At 71.6% G+C, this 18,414-nt stretch carries 18 protein-coding genes; 16 read left to right on the top strand and 2 right to left on the bottom strand.

Going from position 1 to position 18,414, the window contains the following annotated elements; all coding sequences use genetic code 11:
• Nucleotides 1–124: 124 nt before the first annotated feature.
• Together AB0E19_RS19450 and AB0E19_RS19445 are read left to right on the top strand one after the other, a co-directional pair.
• A complete protein-coding gene (locus AB0E19_RS19450) occupies nt 125–415 on the top strand; it encodes a hypothetical protein (protein ID WP_362181261.1) in 291 nt (96 codons plus the stop codon).
• Nucleotides 416–486: 71 nt separating this feature from the next.
• Nucleotides 487–861: a hypothetical protein gene (locus AB0E19_RS19445; protein ID WP_362181279.1), complete on the top strand. Its 375-nt coding sequence runs from the start codon at nt 487–489 to the stop codon at nt 859–861.
• 56 nt (nt 862–917) lie between these two features.
• Here the strand turns inward: AB0E19_RS19445 and AB0E19_RS19440 are convergent, their stop codons facing one another.
• A complete protein-coding gene (locus tag AB0E19_RS19440) occupies nt 918–1,814 on the bottom strand; it encodes a hypothetical protein (protein WP_362181258.1) in 897 nt (298 codons plus the stop codon).
• 305 nt (nt 1,815–2,119) lie between these two features.
• Here AB0E19_RS19440 and AB0E19_RS19435 point away from each other — a divergent pair, with 305 nt between their 5' ends.
• The 14 genes from AB0E19_RS19435 (at nt 2,120) to AB0E19_RS19370 (ending at nt 14,413) form a co-directional block, all read left to right on the top strand.
• Nucleotides 2,120–2,332, top strand: coding sequence for a hypothetical protein (locus AB0E19_RS19435; RefSeq protein WP_362181255.1), 213 nt, complete (start codon nt 2,120–2,122; stop codon nt 2,330–2,332).
• A 92-nt stretch (nt 2,333–2,424) separates the two neighbouring features.
• Entirely contained in the window at nt 2,425–3,435 is a 1,011-nt protein-coding gene (locus tag AB0E19_RS19430) for a hypothetical protein (protein WP_362181252.1), read from the top strand.
• Between the two features lie 27 nt (nt 3,436–3,462).
• Complete coding sequence (locus AB0E19_RS19425) at nt 3,463–4,668, top strand: phage tail protein (RefSeq protein WP_362181249.1); 1,206 nt, start codon at nt 3,463–3,465, stop codon at nt 4,666–4,668.
• On the top strand, nt 4,665–5,966 hold the full coding sequence (locus tag AB0E19_RS19420) for a tape-measure protein (RefSeq protein WP_362181246.1): 1,302 nt from the start codon (nt 4,665–4,667) through the stop codon (nt 5,964–5,966). Before AB0E19_RS19425 ends, AB0E19_RS19420 begins: the two co-directional genes overlap by 4 nt.
• 34 nt (nt 5,967–6,000) lie before the next feature.
• Nucleotides 6,001–6,924, top strand: a complete 924-nt coding sequence (locus tag AB0E19_RS19415) for a phage tail protein (protein WP_362181243.1) — start codon at nt 6,001–6,003, stop codon at nt 6,922–6,924.
• A gap of 143 nt (nt 6,925–7,067) precedes the next feature.
• Entirely contained in the window at nt 7,068–8,261 is a 1,194-nt protein-coding gene (locus tag AB0E19_RS19410) for a hypothetical protein (RefSeq protein WP_362181240.1), read from the top strand.
• Between the two features lie 43 nt (nt 8,262–8,304).
• Entirely contained in the window at nt 8,305–9,492 is a 1,188-nt protein-coding gene (locus tag AB0E19_RS19405) for a hypothetical protein (protein ID WP_362181237.1), read from the top strand.
• Nucleotides 9,493–9,533: 41 nt separating this feature from the next.
• Complete coding sequence (locus AB0E19_RS19400; RefSeq protein ID WP_362181234.1) at nt 9,534–10,676, top strand: hypothetical protein; 1,143 nt, start codon at nt 9,534–9,536, stop codon at nt 10,674–10,676.
• Between the two features lie 7 nt (nt 10,677–10,683).
• Complete coding sequence (locus AB0E19_RS19395) at nt 10,684–11,784, top strand: hypothetical protein (protein ID WP_362181231.1); 1,101 nt, start codon at nt 10,684–10,686, stop codon at nt 11,782–11,784.
• Entirely contained in the window at nt 11,784–12,419 is a 636-nt protein-coding gene (locus tag AB0E19_RS19390; protein ID WP_362181228.1) for a hypothetical protein, read from the top strand. The genes AB0E19_RS19395 and AB0E19_RS19390 overlap by 1 nt, the downstream gene beginning before the upstream one ends.
• Before the next feature lie 37 nt (nt 12,420–12,456).
• Nucleotides 12,457–12,882, top strand: a complete 426-nt coding sequence (locus tag AB0E19_RS19385; protein WP_362181225.1) for an ATP-binding protein — start codon at nt 12,457–12,459, stop codon at nt 12,880–12,882.
• A 92-nt stretch (nt 12,883–12,974) separates the two neighbouring features.
• A complete protein-coding gene (locus AB0E19_RS19380; protein ID WP_362181222.1) occupies nt 12,975–13,886 on the top strand; it encodes a peptidoglycan-binding protein in 912 nt (303 codons plus the stop codon).
• 43 nt (nt 13,887–13,929) lie between these two features.
• Nucleotides 13,930–14,163, top strand: a complete 234-nt coding sequence (locus AB0E19_RS19375; protein WP_362181219.1) for a hypothetical protein — start codon at nt 13,930–13,932, stop codon at nt 14,161–14,163.
• The gene (locus AB0E19_RS19370; protein WP_360601179.1) at nt 14,150–14,413 is read left to right on the top strand and encodes a hypothetical protein; all 264 of its coding nucleotides are present in this window, start codon (nt 14,150–14,152) and stop codon (nt 14,411–14,413) included. Before AB0E19_RS19375 ends, AB0E19_RS19370 begins: the two co-directional genes overlap by 14 nt.
• Nucleotides 14,414–14,475: 62 nt before the next feature.
• Here AB0E19_RS19370 and AB0E19_RS19365 read toward each other — a convergent pair whose 3' ends face one another.
• On the bottom strand, nt 14,476–18,375 hold the full coding sequence (locus tag AB0E19_RS19365) for a DNA-directed RNA polymerase subunit beta' (protein ID WP_362181215.1): 3,900 nt from the start codon (nt 18,373–18,375) through the stop codon (nt 14,476–14,478).
• Between the last annotated feature and the right edge of the window lie 39 nt (nt 18,376–18,414).

Raw genomic sequence — 18,414 nt, 5'->3', positions numbered from 1 at the left:
GATCCCGACCTGGAACCGGCCGATCCGCTGCCGCTGGTCCCGGGAGGGGTGACGGCCCGCCGTCCCGCCCCGCCCCCTCCTTCCCCCCTGTTCGTACGCATCCGATCAAGGAGTACGCATCACCATGGCCCGTTTCGACGTCAACGCCGCCCGCGCCCAGCGCCAGGAGGGCCGCGGCCGCTCCTGGACCTTCGAGCTGGACGGCGACACCTTCACCCTCCCGACGGAGCTCTCCCGTACGACCGCGAAGGGCCTGCGCAAGCTCGACGACAACGACGTGGACGGCCTGCTCGCGCTGCTCATGGGCGCCGAGCAGTTCGCCCGCTTCGAGGAGCACGACGTCACCATGCAGGACATCGCCGCAATCCTGGAGGCGTACGGCAAGGAGACCGGGCTCGGCCTGGGGGAAGACTGAGCCTCGTCGAGTTCGTCGACGAACACGCCGAGGCCCTTGAGGCGGACCTGATCCGCTACTACGGGACCGACATCCTCGACTGGCACCGGGGCGAGCTGTCCAGCCGGCGGCTGCTGGTGCTGATCAAGCACCTGCCCCGGGACAGCGCGCTCCAGCGCGACCTCCACGGCGAGGTGGCCGAGTGGTCGGTCACCGACCATCTGCTGGCGGCGGTGGTGGACCACCTGGCCGTCGCCAACTGGATGTTCTCCTGCGTCAACGGCGCGGAGGACGGCGACGCGCCCGAGTTCCCGGAGCCGGTGCCCCGTCCGAAGTCCACGAAGGACGAGGAGGACGGGGAGGAGGACGGGAAGGGATCCGGCGCGTCCGGGGCGGCGGTCGCCCCGGGCGCCGGGGAGGCCGTCCCGGCCGTCTCCCCCGGCCAGCTGGCCCGCTTCTTCGGCTGACCGCGGCCGGCCGGCCCGTCCGCCCGTCGGCGCCACCCTCCCGGAGTCCGTTCCCGTCAGGGGGCGGACTCCGGAGGTGCTTCCTGGGCGCGCTCGGCGGCCAGCTCCTCCTCCAGGGCCTTGGCCCGCTCGGAGAGCGTCCGGGGCTTGCGGGGCTCGGCGTCCCGGCGCTCGACGGCGCCGCCGGACTGCTGGACGGGGACGTGGGAGAGCGGCGGGACGATCGGGCGGCCGCCCTTGCCCCGCACGACCTTCCGCACGGGCTGCGCGGTGCGCCGGGCGCGCCTCTCCTGAGCCGTGACCAGCGGGTCGGGCGCCGTCGCGTGGGGCTCGGACTCCTTGCCGTACGCGGCTTCGGACTCGGGTTCGGGTGCGGATCCACCCGCGGGTTCGGGCTCGGGCCCGCCCCCGTCCCCGGCCCCTTTCCCCTCCCCCGCCTCGCGCTCCCCCGCGTCCTGCTCCCCCGTCTCGCGCTCCCCCGCGTCCTGCTCCCCCGCCTCGTGCTCCGGCGCGGAGCCCTGTTCGAACAGGGCGCGCTCCCGGCGCACCCTTTCCTCGGCCTCGACGACGGAGGCGGGCGGTTCGAGGAGGCGTGCGAAGGGCAGGGCGATGACCCGGGCGCCGTCCTGCGGCCCGGCGTCCGTGCGGCGCTGCGGGCGTCGGATGCCGCGGCCGTCGCTCTGGCCCTGGGCGTAGGCGTCGGCGACGCGGCGCTCGTACTCCCGCCGGATGCGCGGGAGTTCGTCGGAGACGGCCTCGGCCCAGCCGGAGGTGAAGGCGGTGGTCTCCCGGCGGTCGATCTCGGATCTGGGGATCACGACGAGCTCCTCGGGGGCGTACCCGAAGACGTGGACGAGCTCGGAGAGCCGTGCGAAGAGGTGGGGCAGGTCCGGATGGGAGGCGAGCCAGTCGACCACCCGCTCCCGCCGGTCGGCGTCCGACTCCGTGTCCATGTGTCAGTGCTGCCTTCCAGCCCCCTGGGGTCCCCGCGCGCCCCTCGCGCCCCGCGCTGCCCCGGAGTGGTCGGGTCCGGGAGAGCGCCCTCCAGATTACCCGGTCCGGTTTTCCTTTCGATCACGGCCAACTCGTTCGAGAACCTGACGAGAAGACACGCCGTCACCTCCATCTCGCTCGACAAACCTCGAACGAGTGTTCCACACTCTGTTCGCACAATAGTTCGAAAACGTGGTGCCCCCGCTCTCCACACGCACGCGGCGCCGCCACGCACGCACGGGCAAGCACAGGAAGGCAGGCGTCCATGACTCAGCCGGGCGAGGCATCGCGACCGCACATCCCTCTCCAGGACCGCCTCCGCCGGCTCCTCGACGGACCCGCCGCCCTCGACAAGAGGGCCCTGCTCGGGACCCTGTACGCCGAGGTCTCCCGCCGCGAGACCCTCGCGTACGCCGCCGGCTGGAACGACGCCCTCGCGACGGTGCGGCGCGGCCCCCGCCGGGCCCCCGACGCCTAGCCCCCGCGCACCGCCCCTGCGAACGAGCCCCTGCCGGAGACCGGCAGGGGCTTTTCGGCGCTTGGCCCTCACGGGCCGGAAGCGGAGCACACATGACCAAGGAACAGGAGATCCTCGACAGGATCTCCGATCTGAAGGCCGCACTTCTGGAGGAGCGGGCCAACCCGAAGGGCGACAAGGAACCGAAGCTGCCCTCCCTGCTCAAGGACCACCTCGTCAACGTGGCCCCGAAGGTCGCCACGGAGGAGCTCCTCAGCGGCTTCCTCAAGGACTGGACCGACGCGTACGACAAGATCAAGCAGATCCACACCGAGGTCAGCAAGCACAAGACGACCGAGATGCTGGAGATGCTGGGCCTGAACAGCATCGCCGCCGTGCACGAGAAGTACCAGGAGGCGAAGGAAGACCCGACGGTCGCGTGGAAGGACTGGCTCTGGGGGGCCATCGGAGGCGCCGTCCTCCTCGTCGCGATCCCCGCCCTCGCCCTGTTCTTCGCGGGCCAGCTGGTCAACCTGTCGCGGACCATCCAGACCTGGCGCCCCTTCGGCGACAACAGCGCAGGGGCACGCGCCGGGCGGAGGATCCTCGCCTCGAACGGCAACAGCGGAGTGTCGCTCCAGACGCTCGGCGCCGTCAACCAGCGCGAGCAGCGGGTCTTCATGGGCGGCACCAGCCTCGCCGACCTCGTGAGCAACCCCGCCAACGCCCAGCAGGCCGAGACGCTGGCCAAGGCCCTCGAAAAGCTGAACCCGCAGGTGGAGAGGTTCGACGCGAAGGCCCCCTCGTTCCTGGACTCGTTCAAGAGACTGCCGGACCAGAACAAGGCCGACAAGGCGGTGACCGTCCTCGGCACGGTGGGCGAGGCCATCAAGAAGGTCAACGCCGTGAAGCTGAAGAAGATCGCCGACGGCCTCGAAAAGCTCAACTCCGAACTGGACAGGTTCCAGCCCACCAAGCTGCCCACGGAAACCCAGCTCGGGAACACCGCCCAGGCGATGAGCAACCTCGCCACCCAGACCGGAACCCTCCGGGAGAAGTTCCAGAGCCTGAGCGGCACCATCACCTCCCTCGACCAGGACATCGCGGGCTCCGTCTCCCGCTGACCCCCACCCCCAGAAAGGAGGTGACCCATGTCCCTCGTCAGTTCCGCGAAGAAGGCCTCGGACTCCCTGCGCGCCCTCAAGTCGCAGGCGTCCGGCACCGGCACCTCGGTCAAGAAGGTCGGCGACGCCGGCCGTGCGGCCAACGGGCAGCTGAAGAACCTCAAGAGCGGCGCCCAGGGCGCCGGCGGCCAGCTGAAGAACCTCAGGACCGCGTCCGACCAGGCCGAACGGGCCATGAAGAAGGCCGGCGACACCGCCCAGTCCGCCGGCGGCAAGCTCGCCAAGTACGAGTCCGGCGCCGGCAAGGCCGCCAAGGGCCAGGACAAGCTCAACCGGTCCATGAAGGGCAACTTCCTGGTCCGCCTGCTCGAACTCTTCATGCCGCTCATCGAGGCCATCGTCGACATGGCGCTGCGCTCCAAGACGATGCAGACGGTCCTGAAGAAGGCCTTCAACGCCATCAAGAGCGTCATCAGCTCGGTCATGAAGGCCGTCGGGCCGATCATGAAGAAGGCCGGCAGCCTCATCAAGACGGTCTGGAACGGCATCAAGAAGGCCATTTCCAGCGTCGTCAAGGCCGTCGCCACCGTCATCAAGACCTACGTGAAGATATGGAAGACGGTCATCACCACGGTCATGAAGGCGATCAAGACCGTCATCAGCACCGTCTGGAACGGCATCAAGCGCGTCATCACCCCGGTGGTGAACTGGATCAAGAGCGCGATCCCCAAGGCGTTCAGCGCCGTCAAGGAGAAGATGTCGTCCATCTGGAACGGCCTCAAGGACATCGCGTCCCGCGCCTTCGAGGGCATCAAGAGCGGCGTCAAGGGCCCGATCAACGCCGTCATCGGCCTGATCAACTCCATGATCCGCGCCGTCAACAAGGTCAAGGTCTCCGTCCCCGGCTGGGTCCCCGTCGTCGGCGGCAAGACCTTCGGCGTCGACATCCCGACCATCCCGATGCTCGCCACCGGCGGTGTCGTCATGCCCCGCACCGGCGGCGTCCCCGCCATCCTCGCCGAGGCCGGCGAAGCCGAGGCCGTCCTGCCGCTCTCCAAGCTCGACCGGCTCCTCGCCCTCACCGCCCGCCGCGCCCGCCAGGCCCAGGGCCCCGGCGCCGCGGCCGGCGCCGGACTCCACATCGAGCACTACCACGCGGCCCGCGGCAGCGACCCGCACGCCACCGCCGACGCCCTCATGTACCTCGTGAAGGCGCGTGGAGCCCGGGCATGAGTGCCGCGCTCGCCCTGCCCCGGCTCGCCATGCCCCGCTTCCAGGTCGCCCTCGGCCCGATGCGGGGCCTCCGGCAGGCGGCCGAATCGGCGAGCGGAGCGGTACGGAACCTGCGGACCGGCGTCCAGCGGGCGTCCGCCGGCATCGGCACCCTCGCCACCGCCGCCCGTGACGCCGCCACCGCCACCCGCGCCCTCGGCCGGGACGCCACCACCGCCCGCACCGCCCTCGACCGGCTCCGCCGCTCCCCCGCCGCCACCCGCCTCAAGCGGACCGCCACCGCCGCCGGCAAGGCCCGCCGGGCCGCGGGGCGGATCGGCACCGGAGCCGGGGCCGTCCTCGCGCTCCTGCTGCCTCTGCTGCCCGTCGCCGACGTCATCACCGGCCTCATGGGCACCTTCGGCACCGTCATGACCATCGCCTCGGTCGCCATGACAGGCATCAACGTCGCCATGCGGGCCAACCCGCTCGGCTTCCTCGTCGGCCTGCTCGTGCCCATCGCCGCGTACCTGATCGAACTCGCCGTCAACTCCGAGACCGGACAGCGGATCATCCGCCAGGTCCTCCAGCAGGCGCTCAAGGTCGTCCAGTCCGTCTGGAACTTCGTCAGCCCCTTCATGAAGGCGCTCGGCAAGGCCGTCGGGACCTACGCCAAGGCCTACCTGACCGTCTTCACGACCGCGCTGAGGATCGTCGGCTCGGCCATCGGCGGAATCTCCCGGATCGGGTCCGCCGTCCGCTCCGCGAGCAACGCCCTGCGCTCCCTCGCCTCCCGCACGCTCGGCGGCGTCAAGAACGCCGTGAAGCCCGTCGTCCGCTGGATCACCGACAAGATCCCCGGCTTCTTCCGCACCGCCAAGGACGCCGTCTCCCAGGCCCTCAGGGGCATCGGCGACCTGGTCGAGGGCGGCCTCAGTGCCGTCTTCGGCGTGGTCAAGGGGCCGATCAACGGCCTCATCGCCTTCGCCAACTGGATCATCGACGGGCTCAACAAGCTGAGCTTCAAGATCCCGCTCACCGGCAAGAAGTTCGGCGTCTCCCTCGACAAGATCCCGATGCTCGCCGAGGGCGGCATCGTCGCGCCCCCCGAGGCCGGCGCCTACCGCATCGACGCGCTGGACGAGCTGGAGCACCGGCGCGTCCCCGCGCTCACCGAACCGCCCCCGCGCCCGCACCGCGTCCGGGAGTTCCGCGAGGAGCCCGGCGCCGGCCCCCGGGGGGTGGCCGAGGACCTCTTCTTCCTCCTCACCGCCCACGCCGGGACCCCCGCCGGCGCCGCACAGCCGGCCCTGACCTGACGACCCCGCCCACCCGAAGTGAGGTGACGGCCCCATGGCCGAGACCACGACCCCGTACGCCGGAAACACCCACACCGCCGACCTCGCGCCCGGCTCCCTCATCACCCAGGACGGACAGATCCAGTGGGCCGGGCTGCTCATCGGCCCCGGCACCCCCTTCGCCGTCGACAAGTCCGGGCTGAGCGGCTGGGAGGACCTCCCCGAGTACGACTCCTCCGACGCCGACCGCCCGACCTCCCACGGCGCCTGGCCCGGCTCCCGCTACGCCAAGCCCCGCAAGACGGGCGGCACCGTCGTGCTGATGCCCGAACACGGCGGCGCCGTCACGGCCGTCCGGGCGCTGCGCCAGGCGCTGGCCCTGCTCGACGAGGAGCGGTGGCTCGCCGTCCGGCTGCACGGCGAGACCCTCGCCGTGCGGGCCCGGATCGCCCAGCGGGTGATCCCCGCCGACCAGGGCTTCGCCACCCAGGGCAGCAGCCGCATGTCCGTCCAGTGGCTCGCCACCGACCCCCGCCGGTACGTGGTCAACGAGCAGCAGGCCACGACCACCCCGCCGCAGCCGGAGGCCGGCCTCACCTGGCCGCTGACCTGGCCGCTCTCCTGGGGCGAGGCCAAGTCGACCGGCGACGCCGTCGTCGAGAACACCGGCTCCGCCCCCACCCACCCGGTGATCGTCTTCCGCGGCCCCTGCTCGATGCCGAGCGTCACCGAGCGGGTCAGCCGGCGCCGGCTGCGGTACGCGATCGACCTCGCGGCCGGCGACGAGCTCACCGTCGACACCCGCGCGGGCTCCGTCATGCTCAACAACTCCGCCTCCCGGCTGCACACGGCGATGGCCGACTCCACCCCGGAGGAGCTGTTCGTCCTGGAGCCCGGCCGCAGCGACCTCTCCTTCCGCCCGGAGGAGGGCACCGACCAGGCCCTCATGACGGTCCGCTGGCGCAGCGCCGAGTGGTGACGGCCGCGCGAGGAGCGCGCCCGCGCGCCGCACGGTGACCCCGTACGACCCCTGGCCGCCCGGCGCCCCGCCGCCGGGCGGCCTTTCGTGTGCCGCCGTCCGGCGGCCGTGCCGCACCCCCTCCCCTACCCCGAGGTGACCCCATGACCGTACGAGCCGCCTGGCTCCTGCCCGAAGGGCAGACCCGCGAGGACACCCGACTCACCCTCGCCGCCCTCCTCACCCCCAGCGGCCAGAGCGCCGAGGAGACCCCGCTCCGGTCGCGGCCCGGCGTCCTGCCGGGCGGGCTGCTGCTGAACGGCGGCTCGCCGATGCAGGCCACCATCGGCACCGGCCGCGCGATCGTCCAGGGCAAGGACACCGCCCAGGGCGCGTACCTCGTCGCCGTCACCGCCCCGGAGACCCTGACGATCGAGGACGGCAACGCCCAGTACGACCGGATCGACCTGATCGAACTGGCCGTGATCGACGACCTCTACGACCGGACCGGCACCACCGAAGCCGTCGTCCGCCTGGTCAAGGGCGAGCCGAGCGCCACCCCGGTCGCCCCCGCGAGCGGCGTCGGCAGCGTGCTGCAGCTGTACACGGTCAGGGTGCCGAAGGGCACCTCGGCCGGCACCGGCGGCATCGCCTGGGCCACCGCCGTCACCACCCAGCACTGGCCCGTCGTCGCCCTCGGCGGGATCCTGCCGACCAGCGGCTACAAGGGCGCCTACGCAGGCCAGTACCGGGACGCCGCCGGCCTCCTCCAGCGCTGGGACGGCACCACCTGGGTCTCGTACCCGAAGGCGATCGGCGGCATCGCGCCGAGCGGCACCGCCGCCGGCTCCTACACCGGCCAGTTCCGGGACACCGGCGGCGGCCTCCAGCGCTGGGACGGCGCCGCCTGGCAGCACACCCAGGGCACCTCGACGCTGCTGCTCAGCGCCACCCAGTGGCTCACCGCCCAGCAGCAGAGCATCGCGGCCAACACCTGGACCGTGCTGAGCCTGCCCACCGTGGAGGTCGACGACGGCGCCGGCTGGAACGGCACCACCACCTACACCGTCCCGCGCGCCGGCTGGTGGCGGATCTCCGCCCACGCCACCTGGGAAGGCGCCTCGTCCACCGGCGTCCGCGGCTCCCGGGTCCTGGTCTCCGGCGCCGGCCAGTCCCGCATGACCTGGCTCCACCCGGCCGGCAGCGGCGCCGTCACCGTCGGCGGCGGCGGCGTGGTCCGGCTCGCCGTCGGCGACACGCTCCAGATCGCCGGTTTCCACAGCCACACCGCCGCGCTGAAGACCCTCGGCGGCTCCGGCTACGCCTGCAACCTCACCGCCGAATGGATCAAGGCCTGACCCGGTCCGCGCTCCCCGCGGCCCCTCCCGATTGGAGAACCCCATGAACCTGCGCAGCAGCTGGACCGTCGAGACCGGCCAGACCCGCGAGGACACCCGCCTCACCCAGACCGGCGTCACCACCCTGGCCAACCCGGTCCAGGTCCGCTCCGGCGTCCTGCCCGGCTCCTACGACGGCCAGTACCGGCTCGCCGCCTTCTGGACCTTCGGCTCCGCCCCCATGACCGCGACCGTCTCCGAGGGCCGCGCCGTCATCCAGGGCGACATCTCGCAGGGCGCCTACCCGGTCACCCTGCCGAACTCCGAGACCCTCACCTTCGCCCCGGGCCACGCCCAGTACGGCCGCATCGACCTGATCGTCCTCCGGATCTACGACGGCCTGTACGACGACAACCAGCGGTACGAGGCCAAGCTGGAGATCCTCCAGGGCACCGCCGACGCCGGCCCGCAGGCCCCGCTGGTCCCGGAGCGCTGCCTCCCGCTGTACGAGGTCCTCGTCCCGGCCGGCGTCAGCGCGGGCAACGGCGGCATCCCCTGGAACACCTCGCTCAAGGACCTCCGCACCCCGGTCGTCTCCCTCGGCGGCATCCTCCCGGTCGAGGGCGCGGTGCTGCCCGGCGCCTACCCCGGCCAGTACCAGGACGCCGGCGGCGCGCTCCAGCGCTGGGACGGCGGCGCCTGGGTGCCGTACTCCTCGGCGCTCGGCGGCATCATCCCGAACTCCGCCGCCAGCACCCCGGCCAGCTACACCGGGCAGTACCGCGACTCCACCACCGGAATCCTCCAGCGCTGGAACGGCACGGCCTGGGTGCCGGCCGTGCCGGGCCCGTACTACACCGAGAACAACGACCAGGGCGAGACGACCTCCGGCACCTACACCTCGACGCTCCCTGGCCGCACCACCAACCCGCTCAAGATCAGCTTCACCGCCCCGCCGTCGAAGGCGGTCGTCGCCCACTACGGCTGCCGCACGCGCGCCCGGGACGACCTGTACTCGTACATGGCACTCGAACTCTCCCTGAACGGCACCGTCCTCATCGCCCCCGAGGACGAGTACGGGATCTACACCGCCACCACCACGACGACCTCGGTCTCCTCCATGCGCCGGTTCACGAACCTGACCCCGGGCCAGACCTACACGCTCACCGCCTACTTCCGGGTCGCCCCCGCCTCCCCGGCCGTCAAGGCGTTCTTCGACAACACCTTCATCAAGGTCGACCCGCTGCCGTAGCCCCGGCCGCCCCACCACCCGCCCCACGAGAGGAGCACCCCATGCCCCTTCGCCCCGGCTGGCTGCTGCCCGACGGCCAGACCCGACAGACCACCCGTCTCACCGCCCTCGGGGCCGCCACCCCGGTCGCCCCGCTCGTCTCCCGCTCCGGCATCCTGCCGGGCTCCGCCGACGGCACGTACCGGGTCAGCGGCCTGTCCCTGACCGGCAGCGGGCCGATGACCGCGACCGTCCACTCCGGCCGTGCCCTCGTCCAGGGCCGGCCCGAGCAGGGCGCGTACCCCGTCGCCCTCGACGGCGACACCGTCCTCGCCTTCGGCGACGGCGACCCGCTCGCCCCGCGGATCGACCTCGTCGTGCTGCGCGTGTACGACGACGAGTTCGACAGCCTCACCCGCCACGAGGCCGTCCTGGAGGTGCTCGTCGGCCAGCCGTCGGCCACCCCGTCCGCCCCGGCCGTCCCCGCCGCCTCGCTGCCGCTCTTCACCGTCCGGGTCAAGGCCGGCACCTCGGCCGGCACCGGCGGCATCGACTGGACCGGCGGCGACCTCACCGACCTGCGCACCACCGTCGTCTCGGCCGGCGGCATCCTGCCCGTGTACAACAACGCCGGCGTCCCCGGCTCCTACCCGGGCCAGTACCAGGACAACGACACCGCCCACCACCTCCAGCGCTGGAGCGGCACCGGCTGGGTCGCGTACCCCAGGGAGATCGGCGGCGTCGCCCCCCAGGGCGCGCTCACCGTCGGCGGCTACACCGGGCAGTACCGCGAGCACAACGGCGTCCTCCAGCGGTGGAACGGCACCGTCTGGGCGAACTACCAGCCGCCCGTGGAGGTGGAGTCGGCCACGACCGGCGCCGCCGCGCTCACCGGCTGGGCCCTCGTCGCCTTCGACGCCCGCCGCAGCCGCGGCCTGTGCACCATGTCGGTCACCGTGACCCGCACCGGCACCCAGATCGACGTCAACACGGCGGGGAACGTCACCAACGACGAGCCGCTCTGCACGCTGCCGTCCGGCTGGCGGACCCCCGTCGGCATGGAGGCCGTCGCCGGCGACGGCTACGGCTGCGGCGCCGCCTACCTGTCCCCCACGGGCACGGTCACCCTGCGGACCTGGTCCTCCAACGGCGCCCTCGTCCCCGGCCGCAACATCCGCGTCAGCGCCACCTACATCCTCCCGTGAGGTCGTCATGAGTCTCGACACGCCCTACCGGGCCATCTTCTGCGACCTGGTGACCGACCAGACCCTCGACATCCTGCCGCTGCGGGACGTCTCCTTCGAGGACTACATCGGCCGGGCCGGCTCGCTCTCCGGCACCGTCCCCATCCCCGACCGCGCCATGGCCGACCGCGCCCACCAGATCAAGCCCGGCCGCACCACCGTCTACCTGGAGCGCGGCGGCTACCTGTGGTGGGGCGGCATCGTCTGGACCACCAACCTCCAGGGCAGCGACCGCGGAGTGGTGACCCTCTCCGTCCAGGCCGCCACCTTCGACTCGTACGCGGGCCGCCGCCGCATCCGCACCGAGCTCAAGTACACCCAGGTCGAGCAGTTCGACATCATCCGCGGCCTCTGGAGCGAACTCGGCGCCGGCCTCGGCGCCAGCTCGGTCGACCCCGGCGACGACGTGCCCACCAAGGCGGTCCCGCGGACCGCGGCGTGGCGCTTCGGCGACGAGACCGTCTACCAGGAGGCGCTCGACCAGCTCGCCGCCTACGAGGACGGCGTCGAGTACCACGTCCTCGTCTACCGCGACCCCGCCGACGGGCAGCGCGTCCGCCGGCTCCGGCTCGGCTCCCCCAAGATCCGCACCGGCGCCACCGACATGGTCTTCGACCGCCCCGGCACCATCCTCGGCTACTCCCTCCCGGACGACGCCACCCGCGGCGGCACCACCTCGCTCGCCCGCGGCGCCTCCGGCAACGGCAACGCCGCCGCCGAGTCCCGGCCGACGGTGTCCGCGGAGATCCCCGCCGTCGGCCTGCCCGACCGCTGGCCCCAGCTGGACCTCTCCACCGACTACAACGACGTCAGCGACAAGGCCGTCCTCGACGCGCTGGCCACCGCCGTCCTCCGGGAGGCCCAGGGCTCCGTGCAGATCCCCGAGATCAGCATCCGGCTGTCCGGGATCGTCCCCCCGGCCCTCCTCGGCCGCACCGCCCGCATCCGGATCACCGACGAATGGCACCCGACGGGCCTCGACGCCCGCTACCGGATCGTCGGCGTGAAGGTCCGCCCGGCCGAACGCGGCCGCCCCGACACCGCCGACCTCGCCCTGGAGGCCCTCTGATGGCCCTGCTGCCCGAGTCCATCATCGACCGGCTGATCCAGATGGAACGCCGGATCAACGCCCTGTCCACGGCGGTCAACACCCGCCCCCCGCTCACCGAGATCCTCAACGGCTCGCTCGCCGTCAGGCGGCAGGAGGGCCCCCAGGACCCGGTGACCCTGGTCGCGCAGATCACCACCAGCGGCCCCGGCGGCAGCAAGCCCGTGCTGCGGGTCAACGACGCCTACGGCCACGAGATCCTCTCCGACGACATCCTCACCGGCGGCCTCGCCCGTCCCTGGCTGCCGATGCTGCCGCCGCAGGACCTCGCCTCGGTGAACTGGCCGGCCACCAGCGCCACCGCCTGGACCGCCATCGCCCAGTCGCAGAACCCGATCTGGCAGCCCAAGATGCGGCTGCGGATGCTCACCCGGGTCTCCTCCGGGGCCACCGGGCAGATCCGGGTGATGGTCGGCGGCGTCCCGTTCGGCTCCACCGTGGCCGCCGGCGCCGTCTTCGACCACACCGCCGCCGTCACCGCCGACATGCAGGCCGACTTCGGCAAGGACCTCACCGTGGAGGTCCAGGGGATCGTCACCAGCGCCTCGGGCACCGTCTACGCCCGGCCGGTGCTGATGTACGGCCGCCAGACCTGACCGACCGCCCGCCCGTCCTCCCGCAAGGAGAGCACCCATGATCCCCGACCCCACCCAGCCCTGGGGCGTCGCCATCGACTACGCGGGCCGCGGCACCGTCGCCGAGCAGGGCCACACGGTCGAGCTGCGGCTGTACGACAACAGCCTCGGCGGCCCGCTGGAACCCGACCCGATGACCGGCGAGTACCCCGCGGTGTACGTCACCGCGCAGATCGCCGAGAACGGCGAGGGCGGCGCCCAGCTGCGCGGCTACGGCCTCACCATGGTCCAGCCCGTCAACGGCCGGCCCGCCGTCCCCGACCCCGACGCCGTCGTCCGCGCGGTCGCCGCCGCCCTCACCGACTTCGAGACCCGCAGGACCGCCTTCGCCGCGCTCTGCGCCGCCTGGACCCCGGCCCCCGAACCGGAGCCCTCGCCCGAACCGGAGCCCTCGCCGGAACCGGAACCGGAGCCCGGGGCGTAGCCCCCGCGCCCCGTCCGCCCCACGCACTCCCCCCGCCCCATCCGCCCCGCGCCCCCGACGGCCGGGGTTTTCGCATGTCTGGAGGACCTCAGATGGCCACCCCCTTGTCCGCGGACCGGCTCCTCGCCGCGCTCCGCGCCGAAGGCGTCACCGTCGTCGAACACCCCGGCTGGCGCGGCCACCACCGCAACCGCGCCGGCGCCTGGGGCCCCGTCGCCGGCGTCATGATCCACCACACCGTCTCCACCGGCACCGCCCACTCCGTCGAGATGTGCTTCGACGGCTACGACAGCCTCCCCGGCCCCCTCTGCCACGGCGTCATCGCCAAGGACGGCACCGTCCACCTCGTCTCCGACGGCCGCGCCAACCACGCCGGCGGCGGCGACCCGTCCGTCCTGCGGGCCGTCGTCACCGAGGCGTACGGCGACCGGCCCCCGGCCCCCCGCGAGCACCAGGGCAGCGCCGGCGCCGTCGACGGCAACTCCCGCTTCTACGGCTTCGAGTGCGTCAACCTCGGCAACGGCCGCGACCCCTGGCCGGCCGCCCAGCTCGACGCGATCGAACGCGTCTCGGCCGCCCTCTGCCGCGCCCACGGCTGGGGCGCCAGGTCCGTCATCGGCCACCTGGAGTGGTCCGACTGGAAGAGCGATCCCAAGGGCTTCGCCATGCCCGTCATGCGCGACCGGGTGCAGAAGCGGCTCGGCGCCGCCCCCGCCCCCCGGCCCACCGCCCCCGCCACGCCGGCCACCCCCCGCTACCAGCCCTTCCCCGGCGCCGCCTTCTTCCGGAACGACCCCAGCTCGCCGGTGATCACCGCGATGGGCCGCCGGCTGACGGCCGAGGGCTGCGGCCGCTACCAGGTCGGACCCGGCCCCCGCTGGACCGAGGCCGACCGCAGGTCGTACGAGGCCTGGCAGCGCAAGCTCGGCTTCCGCGGCGCCGACGCCGACGGCTGGCCCGGCGCCGCCTCGTGGAACGCGCTGAAGGTCCCGTACACCACGTGATCCCCCCCGTGATCCCGCAGTGATCCCCCAAGGAGGGACCCCCATGTCCGAAGCCGCGAAGCGCACGGCCCGCACCGTGCTGCAGACCGCCGTCGCCCTCGCCCTGGTCCTGCCGGCGCTCGTCGACGCCTCCGGCATCCCCGCCACCCTTCCCTGGGTCGCCGGCGCGCTCACCGTGGCCGGCGCCCTGACCCGGGCGATGGCGGTCCCCGCCGTACAGCTCCTGCTGCCCCTGTGGCTGCGGACGGACCAGGGCGGCGCCGATGACCGAGGCTGATCCGAACGACCCGGTCGCGGTGGCGCTCGAACTGGAGCGGCTGCGCGGCACCCTCGAAGCCGGCTTCGCCCGCGTCGACGGCTCGCTCGCCCTGCTCGTCCAGCGCAGCGACCAGACCGACAAGCAGCTCGCCGACCACGAGGCCCGCCTCGACGACCTGGAGCGCGCCCGCTGGCCGCTCGCCTCCATCGCCGCGCTCACCGCCGGCGCGGGCGTGCTCGTCGCGCTGTGGGAACTGGCCGGGCGGTGAAACCCCGAAGGGCGGCCACCCCGTGCGCAACGGGGTGACCGCCCTTCGGTCAAGCGACTCGCTTACTGGTTGTACGGACCGTAGTCGTAGTCCTCCAGCGGAACGGCCTGGCCGGAGCCGGTGCCGAACGGCGAGTAGTCGAGGTCGTCGTAGCCGACGGACGAGTACATCGCCGCCTTGGCCTCCTCGGTCGGCTCGACCCGGATGTTGCGGTAGCGGGACAGACCCGTACCGGCCGGGATGAGCTTACCGATGATCACGTTCTCCTTGAGGCCGATGAGGCTGTCGGACTTGGCGTTGATCGCCGCGTCCGTCAGGACTCGGGTCGTCTCCTGGAAGGAGGCGGCCGACAGCCAGGACTCCGTGGCCAGCGAGGCCTTGGTGATACCCATCAGCTGCGGACGGCCGGAGGCGGGGTGACCGCCCTCGGTGACCACACGACGGTTCTCCTGCTCGAACTTCGAGCGCTCGACCAGCTCGCCCGGGAGGAGCTCCGCGTCGCCGGACTCGATGATCGTCACGCGGCGGAGCATCTGCCGGATGATGATCTCGATGTGCTTGTCGTGGATCGACACGCCCTGCGAGTTGTAGACCTTCTGGACTTCGCCGACCAGGTGGACCTGGACCGCGCGCTGACCGAGGATCCGGAGCACGTCGTGCGGGTTGGTGGCACCCACGGTGAGCTTCTGGCCCACCTCGACGTGGTCGCCCTCGCCCACGAGCAGACGGGCACGCTTCGAGATCGGGAACGCCGTCTCGTCGCTGCCGTCGTCCGGGGTGACGACGATCTTCTTGGTCTTCTCGGTCTCCTCGATGCGGACGCGACCGGCCGCCTCGGAGATCGGGGCGACACCCTTGGGCTGACGCGCCTCGAAGAGCTCGACGACACGCGGCAGACCCTGGGTGATGTCGTCACCGGCCACACCACCGGTGTGGAAGGTACGCATCGTCAGCTGGGTACCGGGCTCACCGATGGACTGGGCGGCGATGATGCCGACCGCCTCACCGATGTCGACCAGCTTGCCGGTGGCCAGCGAGCGGCCGTAGCAGAAGGCACAGGTGCCGACGGCGGACTCACAGGTCAGGACCGAGCGGGTCTTGACCTCCTCGACGCCCGCGTTGACCAGGGCGTCGATGAGCACGTCACCCAGGTCGACGTTGGCCGGCGCGATGACCTTGCCGTCCACGACGACGTCCTCGGCGAGCATCCGCGCGTACACGGAGGTCTCGACGTCGTCCGTCTTCCGCAGGACACCGGCCTCGTCCTTGGCCGCGATCCGCAGCTTCAGACCGCGCTCGGTGCCGCAGTCCTCCTCGCGGATGATGACGTCCTGCGAGACGTCCACCAGACGACGGGTCAGGTAACCCGAGTCGGCGGTACGCAGGGCGGTGTCGGCCAGACCCTTACGGGCACCGTGCGTCGAGATGAAGTACTCGAGGACGGTGAGGCCCTCACGGAAGGACGCCTTGATGGGACGCGGGATCGTCTCGTTCTTGGCGTTCGACACCAGACCACGCATACCGGCGATCTGACGCATCTGCATCATGTTTCCTCGGGCGCCCGAGTCCACCATCATGAAGATCGGGTTCGTCCGCGGGAAGTTCGCGTTCATCGCCTCGGCGACCTCGTTGGTCGCCTTGGTCCAGATCGCGATGAGCTCCTGAGTGCGCTCTTCCTTGGTGATGAGACCGCGCTCGTACTGCTTCTGGACCTTCTCGTCCTGCTCCTCGTAGCCCTTGACGATGGCCTTCTTGGCCTCGGGCACGACGACGTCGGAGATGGCCACGGTGACGCCCGAACGGGTCGCCCAGTGGAAGCCGGCCGCCTTCAGGTTGTCGAGCGTCGCCGCCACGATGACCTTGGGGTAGCGCTCCGCCAGGTCGTTGACGATCTCGGAGAGCTGCTTCTTGCCCACCGAGTAGTCGACGAACGGGTAGTCCTCGGGCAGCAGCTCGTTGAAGAGCGCGCGGCCCAGCGTGGTCTTCACGCGGAACGAGTCGCCCTGCTGCCACTCCGGCTCGCCCTCCTCCGCGACCGGGGGGACCCAGCCGCGCGGCGGGACGGTGCCGATCGGGAAGCGGATGTCGATCTCCGACTGGAGAGCGAGCTCCCCGGCGTCGAACGCCATGATCGCCTCGGCCGTGGAGCCGAACGCGCGGCCCTCGCCCTTGGTGTCACGCAGCTCGCCGTCGGTGGTGAGGAAGAACAGACCGAGGACCATGTCCTGGGTCGGCATCGTCACCGGGCGGCCGTCGGCCGGCTTGAGGATGTTGTTCGAGGACAGCATCAGGATGCGGGCCTCGGCCTGCGCCTCCGCGGAGAGCGGCAGGTGCACGGCCATCTGGTCACCGTCGAAGTCCGCGTTGAAGGCGGTGCAGACGAGCGGGTGGATCTGGATGGCCTTGCCCTCGACCAGCTGCGGCTCGAAGGCCTGGATGCCGAGGCGGTGCAGCGTGGGCGCACGGTTCAGCAGAACCGGGTGCTCGGCGATGACCTCTTCGAGGACGTCGTACACGACCGTGCGGCCGCGCTCGACCATCCGCTTGGCGCTCTTGATGTTCTGCGCGTGGTTCAGGTCGACCAGGCGCTTCATCACGAACGGCTTGAAGAGCTCCAGCGCCATGGCCTTCGGCAGACCGCACTGGTGCAGCTTGAGCTGCGGGCCGACGACGATGACGGAACGCGCCGAGTAGTCGACACGCTTGCCGAGCAGGTTCTGACGGAATCGACCCTGCTTGCCCTTCAGCATGTCGCTGAGGGACTTCAGCGGACGGTTGCCGGGGCCCGTGACCGGGCGACCACGACGGCCGTTGTCGAAGAGGGCGTCGACCGCCTCCTGGAGCATCCGCTTCTCGTTGTTCACGATGATCTCGGGGGCACCGAGGTCGAGCAGACGCTTCAGACGGTTGTTGCGGTTGATCACACGGCGGTACAGGTCGTTCAGGTCGGAGGTCGCGAAGCGGCCACCGTCGAGCTGCACCATCGGACGGAGGTCCGGCGGGATGACCGGCACGCAGTCGAGAACCATGCCCTTGGGGCTGTTCGCGGTCTGCAGGAACGCGGAGACGACCTTGAGGCGCTTGAGCGCACGGGTCTTCTTCTGGCCCTTGCCGGTACGGATGATCTCGCGGAGCTTCTCCGCCTCCTCCTCCAGGTCGAAGGACTCCAGGCGCTTCTGCAGCGCCGCGGCACCCATCGAGCCGTCGAAGTACGTGCCGAAGCGGTCACGCAGCTCGCGGTAGAGGAGCTCGTCGCCCTCCAGGTCCTGGACCTTGAGGTTCTTGAAGCGGGACCAGACCTCGTCCAGACGGTCGATCTCGCGCTGCGCGCGGTCGCGCAGCTGCTTCATCTCGCGCTCGGCGCCCTCGCGCACCTTGCGGCGCACGTCGGCCTTGGCGCCCTCGGCCTCCAGCTCGGCCAGGTCGGACTCGAGCTTCTTGGCGCGGTTCTCCAGGTCGGAGTCGCGGCGCTGCTCGATCTGCTGGCGCTCGACGGAGACGTGGGCCTCCAGCGACGGCAGGTCGCGGGTACGACGCTCGTCGTCGACGAAGGTGATCATGTACGCCGCGAAGTAGATGACCTTCTCGAGGTCCTTCGGGGCGAGGTCGAGCAGGTACCCGAGGCGCGACGGGACGCCCTTGAAGTACCAGATGTGGGTGACGGGAGCGGCCAGCTCGATGTGGCCCATCCGCTCACGGCGCACCTTGGCGCGGGTGACCTCGACGCCACACCGCTCACAGATGATGCCCTTGAAGCGGACACGCTTGTACTTGCCGCAGTAGCACTCCCAGTCCCGGGTCGGACCGAAGATCTTCTCGCAGAAGAGTCCGTCCTTTTCGGGCTTCAGGGTGCGGTAGTTGATGGTCTCCGGCTTCTTGACCTCGCCGTGGCTCCACTGACGGATGTCGTCAGCGGTGGCCAGACCGATCCGGAGCTCGTCGAAGAAGTTGACGTCGAGCACTATGCGTCAATCCCTCTCAGGGTTGTAAGGCTGTGGGGT

Origin of the sequence: Streptomyces sp. NPDC047974 (assembly GCF_040653375.1) — a bacterium.
Classification (GTDB): Bacteria; Actinomycetota; Actinomycetes; order Streptomycetales; family Streptomycetaceae; genus Streptomyces.
Note: the sequence above shows the minus strand (reverse complement) of the source record. Positions and strands in the feature narration are given on the sequence as shown.